21 protein-coding genes and 1 pseudogene are annotated in these 19059 nt (G+C 40.1%); 8 read left to right on the forward strand and 14 right to left on the reverse strand.

Annotation, left to right across the window (positions count from 1 at the left end):
* A partial coding sequence (locus JWQ54_RS24500) for an SDR family NAD(P)-dependent oxidoreductase (RefSeq protein WP_299590337.1) occupies positions 1–325 on the reverse strand: 325 nt, incomplete at its 3' end.
* Between the two features lie 659 nt (positions 326–984).
* Here JWQ54_RS24500 and JWQ54_RS24505 point away from each other — a divergent pair.
* Together JWQ54_RS24505 and JWQ54_RS24510 are read left to right on the forward strand one after the other, a co-directional pair.
* Entirely contained in the window at positions 985–1770 is a 786-nt protein-coding gene (locus JWQ54_RS24505) for an SDR family NAD(P)-dependent oxidoreductase (protein ID WP_299590339.1), read from the forward strand.
* A 178-nt stretch (positions 1771–1948) separates the two neighbouring features.
* Positions 1949–2340: pseudogene (locus JWQ54_RS24510) on the forward strand (isocitrate/isopropylmalate family dehydrogenase); the annotation flags it as partial.
* Positions 2341–2418: 78 nt separating this feature from the next.
* On the opposite strand, the gene JWQ54_RS24515 reads toward JWQ54_RS24510, so the two are convergent.
* A complete protein-coding gene (locus JWQ54_RS24515) occupies positions 2419–2838 on the reverse strand; it encodes a helix-turn-helix domain-containing protein (protein WP_299590343.1) in 420 nt (139 codons plus the stop codon).
* A gap of 101 nt (positions 2839–2939) precedes the next feature.
* Here JWQ54_RS24515 and JWQ54_RS24520 point away from each other — a divergent pair, with 101 nt between their 5' ends.
* Positions 2940–3908, forward strand: coding sequence for a 2-enoyl thioester reductase domain-containing protein (locus JWQ54_RS24520; RefSeq protein ID WP_299590345.1), 969 nt, complete (start codon positions 2940–2942; stop codon positions 3906–3908).
* Between the two features lie 473 nt (positions 3909–4381).
* Here JWQ54_RS24520 and JWQ54_RS24525 read toward each other — a convergent pair whose 3' ends face one another.
* The 7 genes from JWQ54_RS24525 to JWQ54_RS24555 all read right to left on the reverse strand — a co-directional run bounded on the left by JWQ54_RS24525 (position 4382) and on the right by JWQ54_RS24555 (position 8709).
* Positions 4382–4762 carry a nuclear transport factor 2 family protein gene (locus JWQ54_RS24525; protein ID WP_299590347.1) on the reverse strand — a complete coding sequence of 127 codons (381 nt, stop codon included), beginning with the start codon at positions 4760–4762 and terminating at the stop codon, positions 4382–4384.
* A gap of 29 nt (positions 4763–4791) precedes the next feature.
* Positions 4792–5214, reverse strand: a complete 423-nt coding sequence (locus tag JWQ54_RS24530; protein WP_299590349.1) for a nuclear transport factor 2 family protein — start codon at positions 5212–5214, stop codon at positions 4792–4794.
* A 31-nt stretch (positions 5215–5245) separates the two neighbouring features.
* Entirely contained in the window at positions 5246–6100 is an 855-nt protein-coding gene (locus JWQ54_RS24535) for an SDR family NAD(P)-dependent oxidoreductase (protein ID WP_299590351.1), read from the reverse strand.
* Positions 6101–6201: 101 nt separating this feature from the next.
* On the reverse strand, positions 6202–6780 hold the full coding sequence (locus JWQ54_RS24540; protein ID WP_299590353.1) for a Crp/Fnr family transcriptional regulator: 579 nt from the start codon (positions 6778–6780) through the stop codon (positions 6202–6204).
* A gap of 233 nt (positions 6781–7013) precedes the next feature.
* Positions 7014–7067, reverse strand: a complete 54-nt coding sequence (locus JWQ54_RS24545) for a hypothetical protein (RefSeq protein ID WP_299590374.1) — start codon at positions 7065–7067, stop codon at positions 7014–7016.
* Positions 7068–7215: 148 nt separating this feature from the next.
* Positions 7216–8211, reverse strand: a complete 996-nt coding sequence (locus tag JWQ54_RS24550; RefSeq protein ID WP_299590355.1) for an NADP-dependent oxidoreductase — start codon at positions 8209–8211, stop codon at positions 7216–7218.
* Between the two features lie 57 nt (positions 8212–8268).
* Positions 8269–8709, reverse strand: coding sequence for a MarR family winged helix-turn-helix transcriptional regulator (locus tag JWQ54_RS24555; protein WP_299590357.1), 441 nt, complete (start codon positions 8707–8709; stop codon positions 8269–8271).
* Positions 8710–8803: 94 nt separating this feature from the next.
* Between JWQ54_RS24555 and JWQ54_RS24560 the strand changes: the two genes are divergently transcribed.
* Entirely contained in the window at positions 8804–9988 is a 1185-nt protein-coding gene (locus tag JWQ54_RS24560) for an acyltransferase (RefSeq protein ID WP_299590359.1), read from the forward strand.
* Between the two features lie 172 nt (positions 9989–10160).
* Entirely contained in the window at positions 10161–10520 is a 360-nt protein-coding gene (locus JWQ54_RS24565) for a GIY-YIG nuclease family protein (RefSeq protein ID WP_299590361.1), read from the forward strand.
* Between the two features lie 55 nt (positions 10521–10575).
* Here JWQ54_RS24565 and JWQ54_RS24570 read toward each other — a convergent pair whose 3' ends face one another.
* The gene (locus JWQ54_RS24570) at positions 10576–11775 is read right to left on the reverse strand and encodes a PQQ-dependent sugar dehydrogenase (protein WP_299590363.1); all 1200 of its coding nucleotides are present in this window, start codon (positions 11773–11775) and stop codon (positions 10576–10578) included.
* A 267-nt stretch (positions 11776–12042) separates the two neighbouring features.
* Positions 12043–12642 (reverse strand): Crp/Fnr family transcriptional regulator, encoded by a 600-nt coding sequence (locus JWQ54_RS24575; protein WP_299590365.1) that lies wholly within the window; start codon positions 12640–12642, stop codon positions 12043–12045.
* A gap of 210 nt (positions 12643–12852) precedes the next feature.
* Here JWQ54_RS24575 and JWQ54_RS24580 point away from each other — a divergent pair, with 210 nt between their 5' ends.
* Complete coding sequence (locus JWQ54_RS24580) at positions 12853–13446, forward strand: hypothetical protein (RefSeq protein WP_299590367.1); 594 nt, start codon at positions 12853–12855, stop codon at positions 13444–13446.
* 212 nt (positions 13447–13658) lie between these two features.
* Here JWQ54_RS24580 and JWQ54_RS24585 read toward each other — a convergent pair whose 3' ends face one another.
* The 3 genes from JWQ54_RS24585 to JWQ54_RS24595 all read right to left on the reverse strand — a co-directional run bounded on the left by JWQ54_RS24585 (position 13659) and on the right by JWQ54_RS24595 (position 15154).
* Positions 13659–13862 (reverse strand): hypothetical protein, encoded by a 204-nt coding sequence (locus tag JWQ54_RS24585; protein ID WP_299590368.1) that lies wholly within the window; start codon positions 13860–13862, stop codon positions 13659–13661.
* Between the two features lie 185 nt (positions 13863–14047).
* Positions 14048–14335: a helix-turn-helix transcriptional regulator gene (locus tag JWQ54_RS24590; RefSeq protein WP_299590369.1), complete on the reverse strand. Its 288-nt coding sequence runs from the start codon at positions 14333–14335 to the stop codon at positions 14048–14050.
* 165 nt (positions 14336–14500) lie between these two features.
* Positions 14501–15154 (reverse strand): hypothetical protein, encoded by a 654-nt coding sequence (locus tag JWQ54_RS24595; protein ID WP_299590370.1) that lies wholly within the window; start codon positions 15152–15154, stop codon positions 14501–14503.
* A gap of 882 nt (positions 15155–16036) precedes the next feature.
* On the opposite strand from JWQ54_RS24595, the gene JWQ54_RS24600 reads away from it, so the two are divergent.
* Entirely contained in the window at positions 16037–16189 is a 153-nt protein-coding gene (locus JWQ54_RS24600; protein WP_299590371.1) for a hypothetical protein, read from the forward strand.
* Positions 16190–16453: 264 nt separating this feature from the next.
* The gene (locus JWQ54_RS24605; RefSeq protein WP_299590372.1) at positions 16454–18142 is read left to right on the forward strand and encodes a DUF262 domain-containing HNH endonuclease family protein; all 1689 of its coding nucleotides are present in this window, start codon (positions 16454–16456) and stop codon (positions 18140–18142) included.
* Positions 18143–19059: the final 917 nt, after the last annotated feature.

Below are 19059 nucleotides of genomic sequence, written 5' to 3' on the forward strand. Positions count from 1 at the left end.
CATTTGTATCGTATTGCCGTTTGGTCTCCTCATTCGACACCTCTTCGATTGCTGCAATGATGCCGTAACCCGCATTGTTAACAACGACGTCGAGGTTGCCGAATTTAGCTATACCGTCTTCCACCCCTTGTTTTACCTGATCTTCATTTGTGACATCCATAGCGACTGCCAATGCATTATCATTGTTCAACTCGGCACTTAGTTTTTCAGGATTGCTACGGCACGTAGCAATCACCTTGTCACCGGATTTGAGTACTGCTTTTGCGATCTCTAAGCCAAATCCTTTTGATGCGCCGGTAACCAGCCATACTTTTTGATTTCCCATTTTTGTAAGTTTTAAAGTTGTTGTTAGCGCAATAACATTCCGACTGTCGATTCATATCTTCTTGGGATTATTATAGCGTGGTAACCACAGTAAACAAATTTAGGTAGAAACCCATTTGTCATATATGACAATTTTCCGTCTATTTCTGCCAAATTTTAGCCCGGTACCGAATTTAGACTGTTTTACAACAGTTGTTTGAAGCAAGCAACCCAGCTAAAAAATCCTTGCCAAAGTAATTCTCGAAAGGCGACATTTCGCAGATATTTTTCATCGAGATTAATGGATCATCCCAATAGCCATCGAAAAGTAAGTTATTGATTTATTTATCGAAATATTTAGTTATATAACTTTAATTTCCTAAAATTTGCGCCCATAGAAAATCCGGTTTTTTTATCCCTACCCGGCTACTTTATCAGGTTAGTGTAAAAGAAAAGAAAAGGTAATAATTTATATATCTAAATATTTCGATATATAAAACTAATAATTACCTTTGTTAAAGAAATGGTAAGGACTAAAAATACAAATGAGGCCGAATTGATGGAACTCCACGCAGGATTGAAAGGTGGCTATTGCAACCCGCCAGATTCGCCTCATTTTTTTAATCTACATATCGAAATATCTAAATTAATAAATAACTCAACAAATAAACTTAAATTAAAATGGCAACTACAGAAACAAAAACCCCAAGGGTTAAACGTGAATTAAAAGATAGTGTTGTACTAATAACAGGCGCACTTACAGGAATCGGCAGGGCGACTGCGCTGGCCTTCGCTGATGAAGGTTCTACAGTAGTAATCGCAGGGCGTCGCGAAGAAGCCGGCAAGCTGCTTGAAGCTGAACTTCAGGCAAAAGGTGTTCAGGCAGCATTTATTAAGACTGACGTTCGCTTTGAAAAAGAAGTAGAAAGCCTGGTGGATCAGACCGTGGCCCGGTTCGGCCGTATAGATGTGGCGGTGAATAACGCCGGCGTTGAAGGAACTCCAGGTCCGATACTGGATCAAACAGCGGAAAGCTATGCAGCAACTTTCGATACCAATGTATTGGGTATTGTATTGAGCTTAAAACACGAGTTGCGGGTGATGATACCTAACGGACATGGTAGTGTTATCAACGTTTCATCATCTTATGGCAGCATGGGTGCGGCTTACGCCTCTATTTATGTAGGCAGCAAGCATGCGGTGGAAGGAATTACCAAATCCGTAGCACTGGAAGTGGCCACCACCGGCGTGCGCGTAAACGTTGTTGCCCCGGGCACTACTGAAACCGGGATGCTTGAACGCTTTACCGGCACAAAAGAAAATTACGCCGGGCTGATCTCGACTGTTCCGATGGGAAGAGTAGGTCAACCTGATGAAATTGCAGCAGCCATTGTTTTCCTTGGTTCAGACAAGGCACCATATCTTACCGGTACATCTATTGGTGTAGACGGCGGCCTATTGGCATAATTTTCTGTTGATCGCCGTTCTAAACGGCAATAACAGTACACGCTAATCATCAAAAAGCAAGAACAAGAATAATCAGCAGTCCCCATACGGATGCAAATCGCGGAGTGTAGTATCAAAATATCCGTGAATGGTTATTCAGCAACACGTAAGTATTTTTTTGGATTAATCGTGAAGCCCGGTTGCGCAGGGATTCGGCTCACTCGGTTTGATGACCTCAACTTTAATAACCCCGGATGGGATAGTGATGGAAGCCGAAGCTGTCCACGGTACAGTTACCCGTCATTACCGGGAATACCAGGCTGGCAGGCCTACTTCAACTAATCCGATAGCGTCCATCTTCGCATGGACAAGGGGACTGGAGTTTCGTGGCCGGTTAGATCAGAACCAGGAATTGATCGACTTCAGCCATGCCCTGGAGCAGGTTTGTATCGAAACGGTAGAAAGTGGTAAAATGACCAAAGATCTTGCTCTAACAATAAAACAAAGGTTGAACACGGAACAGACTATCTGAATACCGAAGAATTCCTTGAAGCCATAAATGAAAATTTACGGATAAAGCTAAAAAAGTAAAGTAAACTAAACTAAGACTTTAATCGGGAAGCCTTTCAGTAACATGAACAGGCTTTCTTTTTTATATCATCATAGGATTTATTCAACCCTGAACCTTTCTTCCACTTTTTTCTTCAGTTCAAGCAAAGCTTTAGTCCTGTCCTTTTTTAACGGCTCTACTATGTCCTCTGGAGCGCCGTCAGGATTGTATTTTTCCGCCCAAAGCGTTATCTCACTAAGTACCGGGATTAGTTCAATCGCTTTTTCGGTAGGGCGATATAAAAATTTGGATTTATTTGCTGGTGCAGTACGCTTAGTAACGAACCCTTCCTGGAGCAACACATTGAGCCTGTCGGTTAAAATATTTGTAGCAATCTTTTCATCCGAACATAAGAACTCACTAAAGGAATCTTTACCATACAAGAGTAGATCCCTCATGATCAACATTGTCCATTTGTCGCCAAATATATCCATGGTATAACTTATTGGGCATTCTGACCTTCTGCTTATTGTCTTCATAAAAAAATTAAAAAATAGTTGTTGCATTTTGCAATTACTTTGTATATTTGCTATTGCAATTTGCAAGTACAAATATAATATAAATTTAAAAACCTGTTTAAATGAAAGCAATTCAGTTAAAAGCATACGGCCAGCCAATGGAAAATATTGGCGTCGTAGAAATTAGCGATATCGCTACAATTAATCATGATGAAGTTGTTATTGATGTATTGTATAGCCCCGTGAATCCCAGTGATTTATTATTAATGCGGGGTACTTACCCCATACAACCCGAATTGCCTTCCGTAATTGGAGGCGAAGGTGTAGGCAGGGTGGTTTCGGTTGGCGCCTCCGTTACAACCGTTAAACCAGGCGATATTGTGACCATCCCATTTGGCACATTTGCCTGGAGTGAAAAGGTTGTGGCCAAAGCTGCAGCGCTGATTGTGCTGCCGGCGAACGTAGATTTACAGCAAGCGGCTATGCTATCTATAAACCCACCCACAGCGGTGTTGCTGCTGGAAGAATTTGTTTCGTTAAATTCAGGTGATTGGGTAGTATTGAACGCAGCTAATGCTTCTGTGAGCCATGCTATCATCGCGGTCGCAAAATCAAAAGGTATAAAAACGTTAGGAATAGTCAGGAGAAAAGAGGCCGTGGATATAGCGCTGAAGGCAGGTGCAGACGTTGTTTTAGTTGACGACGAAAACGTTGTTAGTGAAGCGAAAAAAGCTACCAATAATGTAGAAATAAAGTTAGGCCTTGACGCGGTTGGTGGTAAAGCAACAAATACCCTCGCCCAAATTCTTGGTAATGAAGGCTACCTGGTTTCCTACGCCATGATGAGCCGCGAACCCATTAATGTTAGCCAAATTAGTCTCATATTCAGAAGGATCCAGATTCACGGGTTCTTTATGTATTTACCACATTACATCCCTAAGTTAAAAAATGCCATACTTAAATCGTTGCAACTGTTGGAACAAGGGAAATTAAACGTTCCCGTTGCGAAAATATATTCTCCTGAGAGCGTGAAAGAGGCCATACAACATACGATAGATGGGGGTAAAGTTCTATTACAATTTAATGCTTAAAAAATGAAAGCCTTTGTGTACAAAGAGAAAAACATGTGATAATTTTCAGATAAAGTTTAGTCAGAGCTGAGAAAGTGAAATCTCCTGTAAAAACAGCTTTAAAGGGACTCACTGAACAAAATATTTCTCTTGCGCACTCCCTGCTGGAACAAGGGCATACGATAGGAAAAATTGTAATAGAACTTGAGGAAAGCCATTAAAATCCTACGTCTTTCTTTTACGATGTTTACGGCAACAATGATATTATAGGTAATGAAGCCCTGCTGGCTTTCCCGATGGATTCCATAGGAATAATCCGACAAGATCAATCTTCATCCATTCGCCAAACAGCGATAATCCGGGTTCCTCATTTTTTATGGTTTGGATTATTCATCAGGTTTATAATCAAATCGAAAAATGCCATCGGGTTCGGGAAGGAACTGAATTAGAAGCGGAACTTCATGGCATGGAGGACAGAGAAATATTTAGCTTGTTTATTTGGTTGCCCCGTCTACAAATACTAACAGCGAAACGATCCTGCCTTCTGCTACTGTGAATATATCCTGCCCGGTAATGGCATCAGGCCTCGATGGGGGACCAAACTGCCAGGAAAGGATAGCGGTGTTATGATGTGTTTCTATAGGTTTGGCTAAAGTGAATTCAAATCCTGGATTCTGTTTCAGCAAGCCGCCGATAAAATCATTTACTTCAGCCTTACCGTTCAAAATTGTTTCCGGGTCAACTACCTGAATATTATCAGCATAAATCTCATTGGCTAAAGTCAAACGTTTTGTATGGTCGGGTTCACTCCATATCCGCAGATGGGCTTTCACCAGTTTTTTCGCTTCTATGTTCAATTCTTTATTACTTTTCATAAAACATTATTTGTTAATGGCTTTGAGACTTAATCTTCTTTAAAGGCCTTTTCGATCTGGTGCGAATCTTCCAGCATCAGTAACCTGGTGATGTGTCCATTTGTAATGGTGAACCGCATAACAAAAGGCTCTTTGAATTTTTTACCGGTTGCCTTTACGGTTCTGCCAGCTTTGCCAAAAACCGCAGCTTCTGTGCCATCTATGAAGGTATGATCCATTTCAAAATCATCTTCCGCTATGTTGTGAGCAGCTATCAGTTGTTTTAAAGCTGTTATTACTTCCGCCTTACCGGTTTTCTTACCCGTCCAGGGCATATAGGGCGATTCCGCAATATAGAAATCGACATCATTTGCAATATATTGGGCAATTGCTTCTGGGTCGTTCTGCGCAGTTCCCTGGAAAAACCCGTTCAACACCTGCTGAGTTTCCTGGTTTTCTTTTGATAGTTCCATGTTGTTATGTTTATATGTATTAAGTTTTTATTTATATATCAAAACCGTATTTAGCGGCCCATTTTCTTTTGATTTTGGCTTTTGCGGAAACGAACTCTTCGTCTGTTCCCTGTGCGATGGCATCCAGAGGATAGCGAAGCGGGCGTGAGCCTTTTTGCATGTCAACCAGCTTTTTAATACCATCAGCTATTGTCTGCGGGTTCATCTCAAATTCTTCCATTTTGCCAAACAGTGCATTTGCCAGACTATTCATTCTTTTATCAAAATCTTTATATTCCGCAGTGATATCCGCTTTATCTGCGTTAAAACCGCCTTTATCAGCCATGCCGATTGGATAAACGCCGCAGGGAATAGAAACATTCTCAATGCCGAAATCCCGTAGTTCCGAATCGATACCTTCTACCAGGGTTTCCATCGCAAATTTGGAGGACATATAAGGCACCATATACGGTAGCGCGAAACCGCCTGCGCCGGTCGACAGGTTAATGATCAAGCCGCATTTTGCAGCACGCATAGAGGGTAACACTGCGAAATAGGTACGCAGAACGCCATAGAAATTCGTTTCAAACATCCGCCTGAATACATCCAGGGTATGCGCTTCTGCTACTCCGAAACCTGTAACGGCTGCATTGTTGACCAAAACATCTATCTTACCATAGTGTCTAAGCACATGATCAAAAGCATCATTTACAGATTGGTTGCTGCTTACATCCATTTCAACAACCTCCATGTTATCTATCTGAGATAGTTCCCGTGCTGCCTCCATGTTCTTGCCTTTTGTTTCGCGCATAGCGGCTATAACGCAATGCCCGTCTGCTGCCAGTGTGGTTGCTGTTAACTTGCCAAAACCCGAACTGGTGCCTGTGATTAAAATTACTTTTGACATGACTGATAAACTTTAACACAAAGCTCAGCCATGCACCCCGGGAAAAAATTGATATTTGATTCAAAAACTCTTGATAAATGTCAAGAAGAATTCAGGAGTGTTTATTTACCAGAAACCTGCTTTCTTATCCGGCTTAATGTTTCAGGGGTAATACCCAAATAAGAGGCCAACATATACCGCGGAGTGCGGTTGGCTAGATTAGGAAAGGAATTCAGAAAATGGTTGTATTTCTCTTCCGCTGTTGAAATGAAGGTATTATTGATGCGCTCATGCGTTGCATTCAGGCTTCGTTGTATCAGTTGATTAACCAAATCTCTAAATGGGGGAATTTTCTCGGAGAGCAATTCGAAATTGGACTTGCTGATGAGCAGCACGACAGAATCTTCAATTGCTTCAATATAATATTTAGAGGGGGTGCCATCCATTAAACTTTGCCGGTCAGCTATCCACCAGTTCTCCGTAGCAAAGTAAACCGTGTGCTCTGTTCCCTTATCATCAACGCTATATTTTCGCAGAAAGCCTTCACATACAAAAGCGTTAAAAGTACAGATGTCTCCCTCCGTCAACAAGAACTGGTGTTTACGAAGTTTCTTAACAATACTGACTGACTCGATAAGTTGATAATCATTTTCCGAAATGATGATCTTATCTTCAATGTATTTGCGAAAGCGTTCAAACATGTAATCAAAATTACAAAAGCTTTGCCAATTAATTTCAAGGGGGATCAACGTCCTAATTAAAGTTTACCGTTCAGCGACAGATATATCCAACACAAATAAATGAACCTAAAGCATGGAATTAAATAGACAAGCCTGCCGGAATATCCAGCAACTTACACTGAAAAAAAAAGGTGATCAACGTGTTTCAAAAGATTTTATTTACAAGGTCTTCAGCCAAAGAATTACTTCACCATTTAATTCAGGTGCCTGTACTCGCTGGGTGATTTTCCTGTCTTTGATTTGAATATCTTGGTAAAGTGCGAGGGGCTTTATATAATTTTTTCTGATGTTTTTTTCGTCCCTTAAACATCCTTTTATCAAGTCCCGTAACATTGCTTTTTCCATTCACTTACATCTTTTTCAGACGATTAACTGTTAGCAACCTGGTCATATGATTTAATCAATTTTGACAATCATTTTACCTTCATTTCTGCCTTCAAAAAGCCCGATAAAAGCTTCGGGCAGTTTATCGAAACCTTCCAGAATTGTTTCTGAATAGGTGATCTTACCTTCTTTTAACCAGGCCGATAGTTGGGCTATCACACCGGGGAATCGGACCGCGTGGTCACCTATCAAAAAACCTTGAATGGTCAGGAACTTATAGACGACGATGGGAAGCAGGCTTGGACCGGTTTGTTCTTCTATGTCATTGTAGCTGGATATTGTGCCGCAAACCGGAATCCGTCCATAATTATTCATATTAGCGATCACCCCGTCGGAGATCGATCCGCCAACATTGTCAAAATAAATATCGACGCCATTCGGACATAACTCCGCTATCGCGGCTTTCATATCAGGTGTGGTCTTATAATTTATCGCCTCATGATATCCAAATTTTGTTTTAAGAAGGTCTATCTTCTCGTCGGTACCAACAATTCCAACAACCGTACATCCAATAATTTTCCCAATTTGACCAACAATACTTCCTACGGCGCCAGCCGCGCCTGAGACCACCAGTGTTTCGCCTTTTCCAGGTTTGCCAATATCCATTAACGCGATATAGGCGGACAACCCGGTTATTCCTAAAACGCCTAAATAAGCGCTTAGCGGAGCAGTAGTTGAATCGATCTTTTGCAATGCTTTCCCATCAGATAGTTGGTATTCTTGCCATTTCAGGTAGCCCGAGATATAATCCCCTTTTATAAAATTGTCGTTATTGGATTCAACAACCTCCGCAATAATTTTTGAGGATAACGGCTGAGTTAATTCAAATATGGGGGGATGAGTACCATTCATTTTACCGCGCAGGTATGGATCTACAGAAACATAAACTGATTTTAAAAGAACTTCTCCCTCACCGCTAACCGGCATAAGTTCTTCTTCGATATTAAAGTCGGAATGCAACGGCATTCCGACCGGCCTGTTTTTTAAAGTGATCTTTCTGTTTTTCATAATACATGATTAACTCCACGGAATAATAGTCCATGGATTATATATGGATAAAAAAAATTACTTCCTGATTTTGTCTAAAAGGTCGTTGAGCAACTCTGACTGCTCATCAGTTATGCCATAATGAACTTTGTTGAAAAGTTCCCTTCCTTTTAATGCAGCTTTCAGTCCTTCAGGCGTAAGCTTTATGTAAACAACCCGCTGATCTGAAAGATCGCGGTCCTTCTTAATTAGTCCTTTGTCCATTAACTTGTTCAACAATCTTGAAACATTCGGCATCCGGTCAATGAGCCGCTCACGAATCAGGTTAACTGTCGCTGTTTGCTTGGGCTGGCCCTTAAGAATTGCCAGGACGTTTAGCTGCTGAAGGGAGAGGCCAATGGGCTTAAGGGCAATTGCAATTTCGTTCAACAGCCAGTTGGCCGTAAAAATAAGGTTCATCCCTGCTTTATCCTGGGGTCTGTTAAAGCGTTCCTGTTTAATCTCATCTTCAATTTTCATAACGCAAATATATATACCATGGATTATATATCCATGTAATATAATAGTTACAAAGTTGGGACAATGTTTATTCTTATTTAATTTTATCGAATTAATGATGGAATCCAAAACACACCCCTATCTTACCACGCTTACCCCATTGCGTGGCATTGCAGCATTACTTGTCGTTGTTTATCACTGTAATTTAATGTTTCAACCATTTTTGCCTTCTGGTTACTCTCAATTTTTAGACATTGGCTGGGTGTGGGTCGATTTCTTTTTTGTTCTTAGCGGGTTTATTATGTGCTATGCCTATGGTAAGTATTTTAATCAGCATGTAAAAATGGACGCATATAAAAAATACATGGGTGCCCGCTTCGCCAGGGTTTACCCCCTGCATTTTGTTACCACGATATGGGCGTTTGTCTGCTGTGCCATCATTGTTCACCTTGCTACCGGTCTGGCCCCCTTTTTAGCCGAGATTTTTAACCCAAAAGCGCTGCCGGCCAGCTTGCTGCTCCTTCAAAGCATGCACATCGGTTACTTTACAGCTCCCTTGAACGCGCCATCCTGGTCATTGAGTACGGAATGGTGGGTATATATGCTATTTCCTTTCATTGTTCCTTATTTTACTAAGCTTAAGCGCACAGGTAAATTAGTCACTACCATAATGATGGTCGCCTTTTTTATTTTCATCAGGTATGTGCTGGGACCTAAAACATACTTCCATCCCGGTCCGACACTTAATACCCTGACTGATTTTGGTTTTTTTCGGTGCCTTGCTGGTTTTTTTGTCGGTATGCTGATATCTACTTTTTATCAGCACCGGTCCGGTTATAGGATCATAAAGCGCGACTGGTTTTTCGCATTAAGCTTTTTTGGGGTGCTGGCAGCAATGCATTTTGGAATAATGGATATTCTGATCGTTGCTTTCTTTCCTGTGATCATCCTAGCTGCTGCATATAATCAAACAGCCGTTAAACGTATTTTAGATACAAGGGTGCTGCAGCGCCTGGGTGATTGGTCATTTACCATCTATATGGTGCATATGCCTATCATCTATACCTTTCTTATATTTCGCGTCCTAAAGAAACCCGCCATCTATGCGGATTTTAGAACGCTTATCAGCCAAAAACCAGACTATGGCCTGGGAATAGTGTTGTGCATAGTGGTTGTTACGCTTACTTTGCTTGTAGCAGCCCTGGTTTATCGTTTTGTGGAAGTGCCGGCACGTAATTACTTTAATAAAGCTTTTAAAACCAAACAACGGCAGATTTTAGTTGACGCAGTTGAAGTATAGTGAGAAGACGACAGTCGGCCGAAAATGACAAAATCGCCTGACCTCACTTATTTAATTTTTCGATGTTTCAAAAATATCTATCAAATCCTTCTCTGTTATCACATCCATTTCGCCATGTTCATTAATTTTTTTCAAATGATTTTCTGGCATATATAACGGCCTCTATATCGGTATGAAAGTTAGAACTTTTGCCGCTCCCCTCTACTTGAAAATGAGACTCTTATCTTGGCAGATAAGGGCCATTTTCTTTTTATTTAGTTTGGATATGTTCACCGTTTATGTCTTATACTCTTCGTCATTCAAACAGATTTACATCGGTTTTACCTCAGATTTGCCTAAGCGTTTCTTATCCCACAACGAATTAGCAACAAAGGGGCATACCATAAAATACAGGCCCTGGGTAATAGCACATACTGAAGAGGTTCAAACTAAAAAAGAAGCTATTATAAGGGAAAAGCAATTAAAATCAGCGAACGGCAGAAAATTTGCATGGAGTATTATTTACAAAAAATTTGGCAGCTCAGATGGTTAGAGCGTAAAAGCACCCGGATAAACATAACCGGGCGCTTTCAATATCATAATTAATATTATTTCTTAGCTATCTTATATAATTTTCCACCGTCAGTTGCGGCGTAAATAGCTCCGTCTTTTCCTGTAGCCATGCAGCGCCAGCGTTCGTTTTTATCAGCAAGTAAACGTTCTTCGCCCACCACCTTGTTATTTTTTATTACCAGGCGAATGATGTGTTGTCCGCTCAGGCCTCCAACAAACAGGTTGTTTTTCCATTCAGTTAGGTTACCTGTATAAAACATCATGCAGCCCGGCGAAATAACCGGGTCCCAATAGTAAATTGGCTGTATAGTTCCCTTTTTTTGTTGGATCCCGTCATAAACCTTTTCGCCGCTGTATTCTATGCCATAAGTAACAAAAGGCCAGCCATAGTTACCACCCGGCTTGATCAAATTGATCTCGTCACCGCCACGCGGACCAAATTCAGCCTCCCAAAGGTCGCCGGTAACCGGGTTAAAAGAAAGTCCATCCGGGTTACGGAAACCGTAGGCATATATTTCGGGCTTAGCGTTGGCTTTGCCAATAAATGGGTTACCGGCAACCGGCTTTCCCTCTTTAGTGATATGTATGATCTTGCCGCTGGTTGCGTTCAGGTCTTGTGCCTTTACGCGGATATCTTTCTCCATACGGTCGCCTGAGGTGACGAAAATATTGCCTTGTTTATCAAATAATAAACGCGAACCGAACTGACCAGCACCTTTATAACGCGGATATGCTTCCCAAATCACCTTAACATTTTCCAGCTTTGTTTCATCTGCAGACAGTTTACCTTTAGCCACAGCAAGCGTAGCTCCTTCACCCGGTTGGGCAAAGGTCCAGTAAATCATTCTATTTGTGGTAAAATCAGGGTCGATGTTTACGTCAAGCAAACCGCCCTGGCTTTCATACTGCACGGCTGGGAAACCAGTAATAGTTTTAGCAATTTTACCACCGGTTGTTAGTATCTGCATAGTTCCCGGCTTACCGCTAATGAGCAAACGGCCGTCAGGTAAAACATGCATCCCCCATGGGCTATTTAGCCCGGTATTGATAACGGTAACCGTATACGGGGTTTTAGTTTTAACACTGCCGATACGGGTTTGCCCTGCAAAAGCAGGTTTATAATTGCTGTTGGCTTTGTCTTTTTCAACGGGCTCGCCGGTTTGCGCCATAACGCTTGCGGTTACCGATAAAAAGACGGTCCCTAACAATAACGGCTTATAAAGTTTTGAAAACATAATGTCGATTTTGAATTGATTTCAAAGATTACAACTTTAATGATTATATGTCTAATTGTAGTATGTTTTTTACAGTGGACTGTTTAAATATACAAAAGTGTTAAGTCAACAGTCTTAAGTCGCAAGTCTTAAGTCAAATTTTGTCTTTTCTGACTTAAGACTCCAGACTTTCGACTCAAGACTAATCGTAAGTTCATGATTGACACGACACTAGTAATCCTATCGCTATCAGTTGAAAGTGACCACCAACATCGACCGTAAAATAACTTATTCACCCTTTTTACTTTCAATGCGCTTCCTGATCCGGCTCAACGAAGGATTTGTAATACCGAGGTAAGACGAGATATGATAAGCAGGAATGCGCTCAATAATATGCGGATGCTGTTCGAGCAACCTGGTATAGCGCTGCTCGTGCGAGAAAAAAATGAATTCTTCTGTGCGCGTTTGGGCAAGATTAAAGAACGACTCAGCCAGCAACCTGCCAAATGTCCCCCAATTTGGATGCGTTTCATACAGACCGTTAAGATCCTTATAAGAGATGAAGAAAATTTCCGAATCTTCCATCGCTTCGATAAAATACCAGCAGGGGTTGCGTGATACGAAGCTTCGGAAAGAAACGACAAACTGGTTTTCAGAGAAAAAGTAGACGTTCTTATATTCTTCTGTGTTTGGGTCGCGATAATAAATCCGGAATATGCCTTTGATTATCAAACCGAGATCATTGCAAACCATTTGTTGCATGTTGAAGAAATCCCCTTTATTCATTTTCCGCGCTTTCCAAAATGGCGTGCTGTCGCTGATGTCTTTATCGTTCAATGGCGCAAAGTCCCTCAGATGCTGAAAAATGATATCGTTTGTACCGGTCATTTGATCCCTATATAAATTGCGTACCTATAACGTGGCATTCCTCAAATATAGTCTGAATATAACACAATCATTTTCACTTAAGTGAAAATTTACCCCAGGCAACGGACTGTAATCGCAGCGTCAGTTTTACCGGCATTTTAACTTAAGTGAAAAACGCGCCGGGCGATCCTGCAGAACTTTGGGATAACAAAACACTTAAAATTACAAATCATGACATTAACTTCTCAATCTAATACAGTAGCAGACACACAATCCGTTGAAACTGCCGGATCATTACGCAAGCTTTATTATACCCGTGCTGCATTTTCAGTGATATGGGTGATCCTCGTCGCACTTTTCGCAAAAACATCATTGGGGATTGCCAACATTTTACTAATCATTTACCCGGCGTGGGACGTAGTGGGCACCTTTCTCGATATCCGTGCCAACCACAACAGTCCATCTAAAACACCGCAATATGTAAATGCTGTAATCAGTGGGATCACTACAGTGGCGGTGGGCCTTGCTTTACAGAAAGGCGTTCCTGAGGCACTGATTGTTTTCGGTGCCTGGGCAATTGGAACAGGATTGATCCAGCTGATCTTAGGACTCCGCCGCAGAAAATTTCTGGGCGGCCAATGGCCTATGATCATCAGCGGCGGCCAGTCTGTTATTGGCGGCACTTCTTTTATCATTTTGGCACACGACCCGACAAAGGGAATCAGCAGTTTAGCAGGGTATGCCGCATTTGGTGCTTTTTATTATTTGTTGGCTGCGTTTCGATTGTTAAAGACGGTTAAAACAACCCAACCTACAACAGCTTAAGTACAAATTTTTCATTATAAAGTAGCCCGCTTCGTTAGCTAAGCGGGCTATTTGTCTGTGGACCACAAGCAGGGATGTTTGCGGTAGCGGTTAACGCTACCGGCGTAAACCTTGATCGATACTTCGTCCGCTTTGGGTTGCGGCACATCTATATCCTCCAGTCCGAGCACATCCGGCCCGCCAGATTCATGGATGCTAATTGCATTCATAGACTATTCCTCCGTGTCCTTAAAGGTCTTTAGCTCTTCTCCCTTATGTAAGTGCCGGTTCTGGTGCTTTACCTCCAGCTCACTGGTATCCAGATCATCTGTTGCCTGTGCTTCCCCCTCAGCTTCCCGCAGGGTTTCATTTTCGCGCCCATTGCCGGAAGGTTTGCCCTTACGGTCAATGCTGCTTACATCTTCATTTTTTGCCATGGCTCATCATTTTTAACTATAATGAGAACAGTAAATGTTTTTAAAGGTTTTTAAGAAATGCCAACGCAGCCAACGGCAATAACATTTTGCACCTGAGCATGTCGGTTACTAAACGCGGGGCACTGAGTAGCCACCTCTTTTGGTCGGCGCGGATACTAGCGCCAGGTTGAGGACAACGACATCTTTTATTCAAAAACAGAGATCAGCATTTTTCTCAAATTTGGGAATACGATATCAAACATCTCTCTTTTATTCGCCGGTATATCAGCCGGCTCTGTGGCCAACATATAGATGAGGATTTCCGGAACCTGAAAATAATCAGTCAATTTTTTCATTGTATCAGTGTTAGGACGCCGGCTGCCATTTTCAATTTGAGATAATGCCGTCTGCGTTAACCCGCAAAGCTCAGCCAGTTCTGTCTGGCTGAGCTCTTTCTGTTTTCTTAAGTATTTGATCGCTGTACCTATATTCATGTTTGGTGATGAAGTAACGCCGCGCTTTCCATCATGAATTTCATAATCGTCAGTGCTATTTTTATTTTTTCCATTTTGCCTATATTATCGGGTATGTCTTTTAATCTCTCGATAATGGCTTTTAATTCTATTTGTTCAGTATTTTCTAATTTGTTATTAATTTTATTATAATAGGACTCCAAGTCGTTGGTAACATCCTGAATATAGCTGCTGTTCATTTGATGATATTATTTGGTTAAAAAATTGCGAAATAAAATTGCTCGAATTTTTAACTGAATTATGTTCATCATCTGTATTCATCGAGATCATTTTGATCTTCCGTCTTAGCATCCCACGAAAATCCGTTATCAATGACGTAATCTTAGGGCTTTTTATTTGGGCAAGGGCATAATGGAGTTCGCGAAGCTGACAGGCAATAGCAGATTTGTATTGCTCAATTAGGTTAAGAAAGCTGATCAGGAAATCTTCATCTTTCGTTTCCCTGAACTTTTCGAGGGCCGTAAAGGCTTCGTTTTTAATATCGTTAAACGACGGCTGTAATTCGACAACCTTCGTTTTTGTTATCCCTGTAGTGTAAAAGTTGTTAAGCTTATATTCCAGCTCGGTATCCTGAAAATCCTGCTCTAAACTGGCAACAACGTTAATCTTAAAGTCCTTTTCAAGAAAAGTAGTAAAATCATGGAAAGTGTAAGCGTTAGTTTCCTTTAGAGCTATTTTAAGCTTTTTCCACGCTTGAGATAAAGATTCAAACTCAAGTTCATCTGCTTTTTCCGGCTTCATTAAAACACCATCGAGATATATCCATGATTTTCTTTCCATAAACAAATATAACAAAAATGATATAATTTTGGAAATTAATTAAATATTTATTTCATTATAGTATTACAACTAATTAATATATTCCGGGAGGCACCTCGATAAAATCAGCTAATTTTCGTACATTTGATTATTCATTCGCAGCCAACTGGGCAGCCAGCACCATCCGCGGAGTGAACAAGTTATTTACCATCGCACTTTTAATTTTGATATCACTTATTCACGTTTACGAATTCACCGAGTCGATGAAACACATGTTTCATATATTAAAGACAGAACGCACGAGTACAGTCACATTAAAAAAGAAGGAGGCCATCATGAAATCAACAAACGTTAAACCTGAAAACCATGCGATGATACAAGTACCGGACACCAAGCACGCTGGAAGTCATTACATATAGGGCAGTCTTTAAAGGCTGCCTTTTTTTATTTATAACACTTCAGGTATATCTTTGTACCGGCAAGCGCCCAAATAATTGAAAAACCAATAATAAACGACCCACTTTTTGCAGAATTACTGACCCGCCTTGAAGGCACGCTGATCGATTTTAAGAAGGTGTTTTATGATTTCACCCGCGGAACCGATGAAGAAAGTAAATTCATCAAGGATATTATCGCTTTTTCAAAAACAGTAAGAAACGAACCTGCCTACATTATTGCCGGTATTGAACTTCATCCGGATGCCAGTAAGACTTTCCATGGGCTTGGGTCTCATCGATAAGTAAAGTTCATCTGTTAAGATATTTTATCGGTGAAATGAGATGAGGATTTTATATCTTAAATTGCCAATGGTTTTTGATGGGAATCGTGAGTGGGACGCTCACAACAGTTTGCGTCCAAGCCAGAGGCTTGGACGGGCGCGAAGCGAATCTGGACAACGTTGAAATGGAACTTTTTCTTCGATATGTGATGGACGCCTTAGGTAAACACATGCGCTGGTATTATGAAGAGATTTTCAATGGCACTGCCGTTATTGATATGGGTACACCGGGTTTTGAAGTTAAAACGTTTAAAAAGCGTATTAATGTCAAACCTTAGACATATCATTATGCTTCTCTCGTCAGGTATAACGCTTCCGCTGTTCAAAGTTTGCAACTTCGGATAATTATGTTTATAGGCTGCGTTTATACTAAAATTCAATGATCATCTAATGACGCTAAATTCTCAAAAGTTCGAAGTTCGCTATTTTCTTCTATAAAGGAAATCCCTTTTTTATTTTTATTACAACATCAAATATCTACATAGAAGAATAACCATATTCAAATATTTATTTTTAGATTGGCTATTAGTAATTATTACATTATGAGTCAAACAGACCACCTTCTAAATGCAAATACAGTTTCTTTCGGCACCTTAATTTCTGGTGATAATATTTATAAAGTGCCCTTGTTTCAGAGGGATTATTCATGGAATGAAGACAATTGGGATGATTTATGGTTAGATATCAGTAATGCCAAAAAAGAGGATGCAAAACACTACATGGGATCTATAATAATGATGAAAAAAAGCGCGAAAAATTTCGACATTATAGACGGCCAACAAAGAATAACCACTCTAAGTATTATTGCTTTAGCTTGTATTAAGCTAATAGATGAATTAATTAACAAAGGTATTAGCGTAGAAGATAATAAAGAGAGAAAAGATATTTTGCTGAAGCGATTTATTGGGTATAAATCGGCAACGTCCCTGAAATTTAGTAATAAGCTAATTTTAAATGAAGAAAACGATCCATTCTATTCATCTTATTTAATCCAATTTGATTCTGTTAATAATCCCAAAAAATTAACTCCATCAAACAAATTGTTGTACCAAGCATATCATTTTTTATTAGAAAAAATTCGTAGTGAAATATACGTTCAAGGTTCTGCAATAGAACTTGTGCAATTTTTGGAATTCTTAGGGGATTATTTAACGTTTATTGAAATTACAGTTGTAGACGAACTTAATGCTTACTTGGTTTTCGAAACATTAAATGATAGAGGATTAGACTTATCAGTCACTGACTTATTAAAAAACTATCTATTCTCCAAGGTTGTCCCAGGGGATCATCACCACTTAAAAAACAAATGGAATAATATTTTGAGATTTATTAACTACAAGGATTTTTCTTATTTCATGCGTTATTTTTGGATTTCAAGGAATAAAATAGTCACAGAAAAGGAACTGTTTAAAGCCATTAAAAGGACAATTATCACGCAAGACGATGTCTTTACTCTTATAGGTAATCTTGAATTACATGCTGAACTTTTTGCTGCTTTACAAGACCCTAATGACGACCTTTGGAAGGGTAATAATATAATAAGAGAAGCTTTATCTGAACTTGAATTGTTTAATATAAGGCAACCGTTTCCTCTTCTGCTTTCGGCGTACGAAAAGTTAAACATAGATGATTTTGCTAAGGTTTGTAAAATCTGTTCGATCATTTCATTCAGATATAGTGTTATTAGCGGATTAAAAACCAATATACTTGAAAGAGTCTATAATGATGCTGCCGTAAATACTTTCAACAGCGTTTCTGTTACTCCAAAAGCGATATTCGATGATTTGAAATCAATATATCCATCCGACGAAATTTTTAGAAACGCATTTACTGATGCCGTAATTAGTACTAAAAGAAAATCGTATATGATAAGGTATATTCTTTATAAAATTGAAAATCACATTTCCAATTCATCATATAGTTATTTTATCGATGACGGCACTATTGAACATGTGCTACCTGAAAACCCTTCGACAGACTGGGATTTGTTCTTTTTAAAAGATAACCAGGAAGACTATATTTATAGGATTGGGAATTATACTATTTTAGAAAAGAAGTTAAATAAGGCATGTGAAAACCATCTTATAGAATTTAAATTACCATTCTATAAACAAAGCAAATATAAAATAAGCTCTTCAGTAGATACTAATATTTGGAACCCACAAAAATTAAAACACAGGCAATCTCAATTAGCTAGTTACGCAAAAGACATTTGGAGGCTCGGATATTAACTATCGTTTTTGATTTTGTGGCCTGCAAGATAATCTAAGCGACAGAATGATTAAACAATTCCTCAAACCAAGGCAATAGCTGATTGTATAATGGCCCGCTTGCAAATTCCGTTCCTCTTTCTGTAATCATTACCACGCGATTTATTTGTCTAAAAGCATCAACAAAACTCATATCAATAGGGCCAGATTGTCTGTTAAAGGTGAATTTTACTTCAAAACCTTTTTCGGAACGTTTTACCGAACTAATGGCGGGGACCCCCACCCATTCAAGTGTGCCACTTGAACGCAAACGGTTGTGAGCGTCCCGCTCACGATTGCAAGCAGGCTATTGATAAGTGAAATTGATCAAATAAGGAATTTTGCGAAGTAAATGATGAGGATTTAAATCTTAAGTTGCCGATAATTTTTGATGTTAACCGTGAGCGGGACGCTCACAACAGTTTGCGTTGATGCAACGGAACTGGCGGAACAAATAGAAACATGCTGATTATCAGGTATTTAAAATAACTTATTCACTGGCGAAATGGAAACACCCTGATAATCAACATGTTTCACTTTGTTCCGGGTGTTCCGCTGTAAAAGTGGAACGCTTTGCGGGCGGGTAACTCCGCTGTCCCGCGTTTAGGTAATAAAGCGGCAGCTAACCGAAAACCAAGCTTAGCTTTGGTGCGGGTGTGCAGCCCGGTACCTGGACGGGCATATTACGACATTTGATTATCAGCCACTTACAATAATTTACTCACCGGTAAAAAGTGAAACATTCTGATAATCAGCATGTTTCACTTTGTTCGGGGCGTTCCGCTTGACTTTCCCTAAAATAGGTTGACAAATAAACAGTGGAAAGATGAATCATAATATAAACAAGTCAGCCATCGTTTCAGAGTATTTAAAAGGTGGAGTATCTTACCGGGATTTGC

The sequence above is a fragment of the Mucilaginibacter sp. genome (assembly GCF_028288225.1).
Classification (GTDB): domain Bacteria; phylum Bacteroidota; class Bacteroidia; order Sphingobacteriales; family Sphingobacteriaceae; genus Mucilaginibacter.

Excerpts from the sequence above, each read along its gene's own strand:
- JWQ54_RS24505 (WP_299590339.1), top strand. The coding sequence starts at position 985 with ATGGCAACTACAGAAACAAAAACCCCAAGGGTTAAACGTGAATTAAAA.
- JWQ54_RS24515 (WP_299590343.1), bottom strand. The coding sequence starts at position 2,838 with ATGAAGACAATAAGCAGAAGGTCAGAATGCCCAATAAGTTATACCATG.
- JWQ54_RS24520 (WP_299590345.1), top strand. The coding sequence starts at position 2,940 with ATGAAAGCAATTCAGTTAAAAGCATACGGCCAGCCAATGGAAAATATT.
- JWQ54_RS24525 (WP_299590347.1), bottom strand. The coding sequence starts at position 4,762 with ATGAAAAGTAATAAAGAATTGAACATAGAAGCGAAAAAACTGGTGAAA.
- JWQ54_RS24530 (WP_299590349.1), bottom strand. The coding sequence starts at position 5,214 with ATGGAACTATCAAAAGAAAACCAGGAAACTCAGCAGGTGTTGAACGGG.
- JWQ54_RS24535 (WP_299590351.1), bottom strand. The coding sequence starts at position 6,100 with ATGTCAAAAGTAATTTTAATCACAGGCACCAGTTCGGGTTTTGGCAAG.
- JWQ54_RS24540 (WP_299590353.1), bottom strand. The coding sequence starts at position 6,780 with ATGTTTGAACGCTTTCGCAAATACATTGAAGATAAGATCATCATTTCG.
- JWQ54_RS24550 (WP_299590355.1), bottom strand. The coding sequence starts at position 8,211 with ATGAAAAACAGAAAGATCACTTTAAAAAACAGGCCGGTCGGAATGCCG.
- JWQ54_RS24555 (WP_299590357.1), bottom strand. The coding sequence starts at position 8,709 with ATGAAAATTGAAGATGAGATTAAACAGGAACGCTTTAACAGACCCCAG.
- JWQ54_RS24560 (WP_299590359.1), top strand. The coding sequence starts at position 8,804 with ATGATGGAATCCAAAACACACCCCTATCTTACCACGCTTACCCCATTG.
- JWQ54_RS24565 (WP_299590361.1), top strand. The coding sequence starts at position 10,161 with ATGAAAGTTAGAACTTTTGCCGCTCCCCTCTACTTGAAAATGAGACTC.
- JWQ54_RS24570 (WP_299590363.1), bottom strand. The coding sequence starts at position 11,775 with ATGTTTTCAAAACTTTATAAGCCGTTATTGTTAGGGACCGTCTTTTTA.
- JWQ54_RS24575 (WP_299590365.1), bottom strand. The coding sequence starts at position 12,642 with ATGACCGGTACAAACGATATCATTTTTCAGCATCTGAGGGACTTTGCG.
- JWQ54_RS24580 (WP_299590367.1), top strand. The coding sequence starts at position 12,853 with ATGACATTAACTTCTCAATCTAATACAGTAGCAGACACACAATCCGTT.
- JWQ54_RS24585 (WP_299590368.1), bottom strand. The coding sequence starts at position 13,862 with ATGGCAAAAAATGAAGATGTAAGCAGCATTGACCGTAAGGGCAAACCT.
- JWQ54_RS24590 (WP_299590369.1), bottom strand. The coding sequence starts at position 14,335 with ATGAATATAGGTACAGCGATCAAATACTTAAGAAAACAGAAAGAGCTC.
- JWQ54_RS24595 (WP_299590370.1), bottom strand. The coding sequence starts at position 15,154 with ATGGAAAGAAAATCATGGATATATCTCGATGGTGTTTTAATGAAGCCG.
- JWQ54_RS24600 (WP_299590371.1), top strand. The coding sequence starts at position 16,037 with ATGGAACTTTTTCTTCGATATGTGATGGACGCCTTAGGTAAACACATG.
- JWQ54_RS24605 (WP_299590372.1), top strand. The coding sequence starts at position 16,454 with ATGAGTCAAACAGACCACCTTCTAAATGCAAATACAGTTTCTTTCGGC.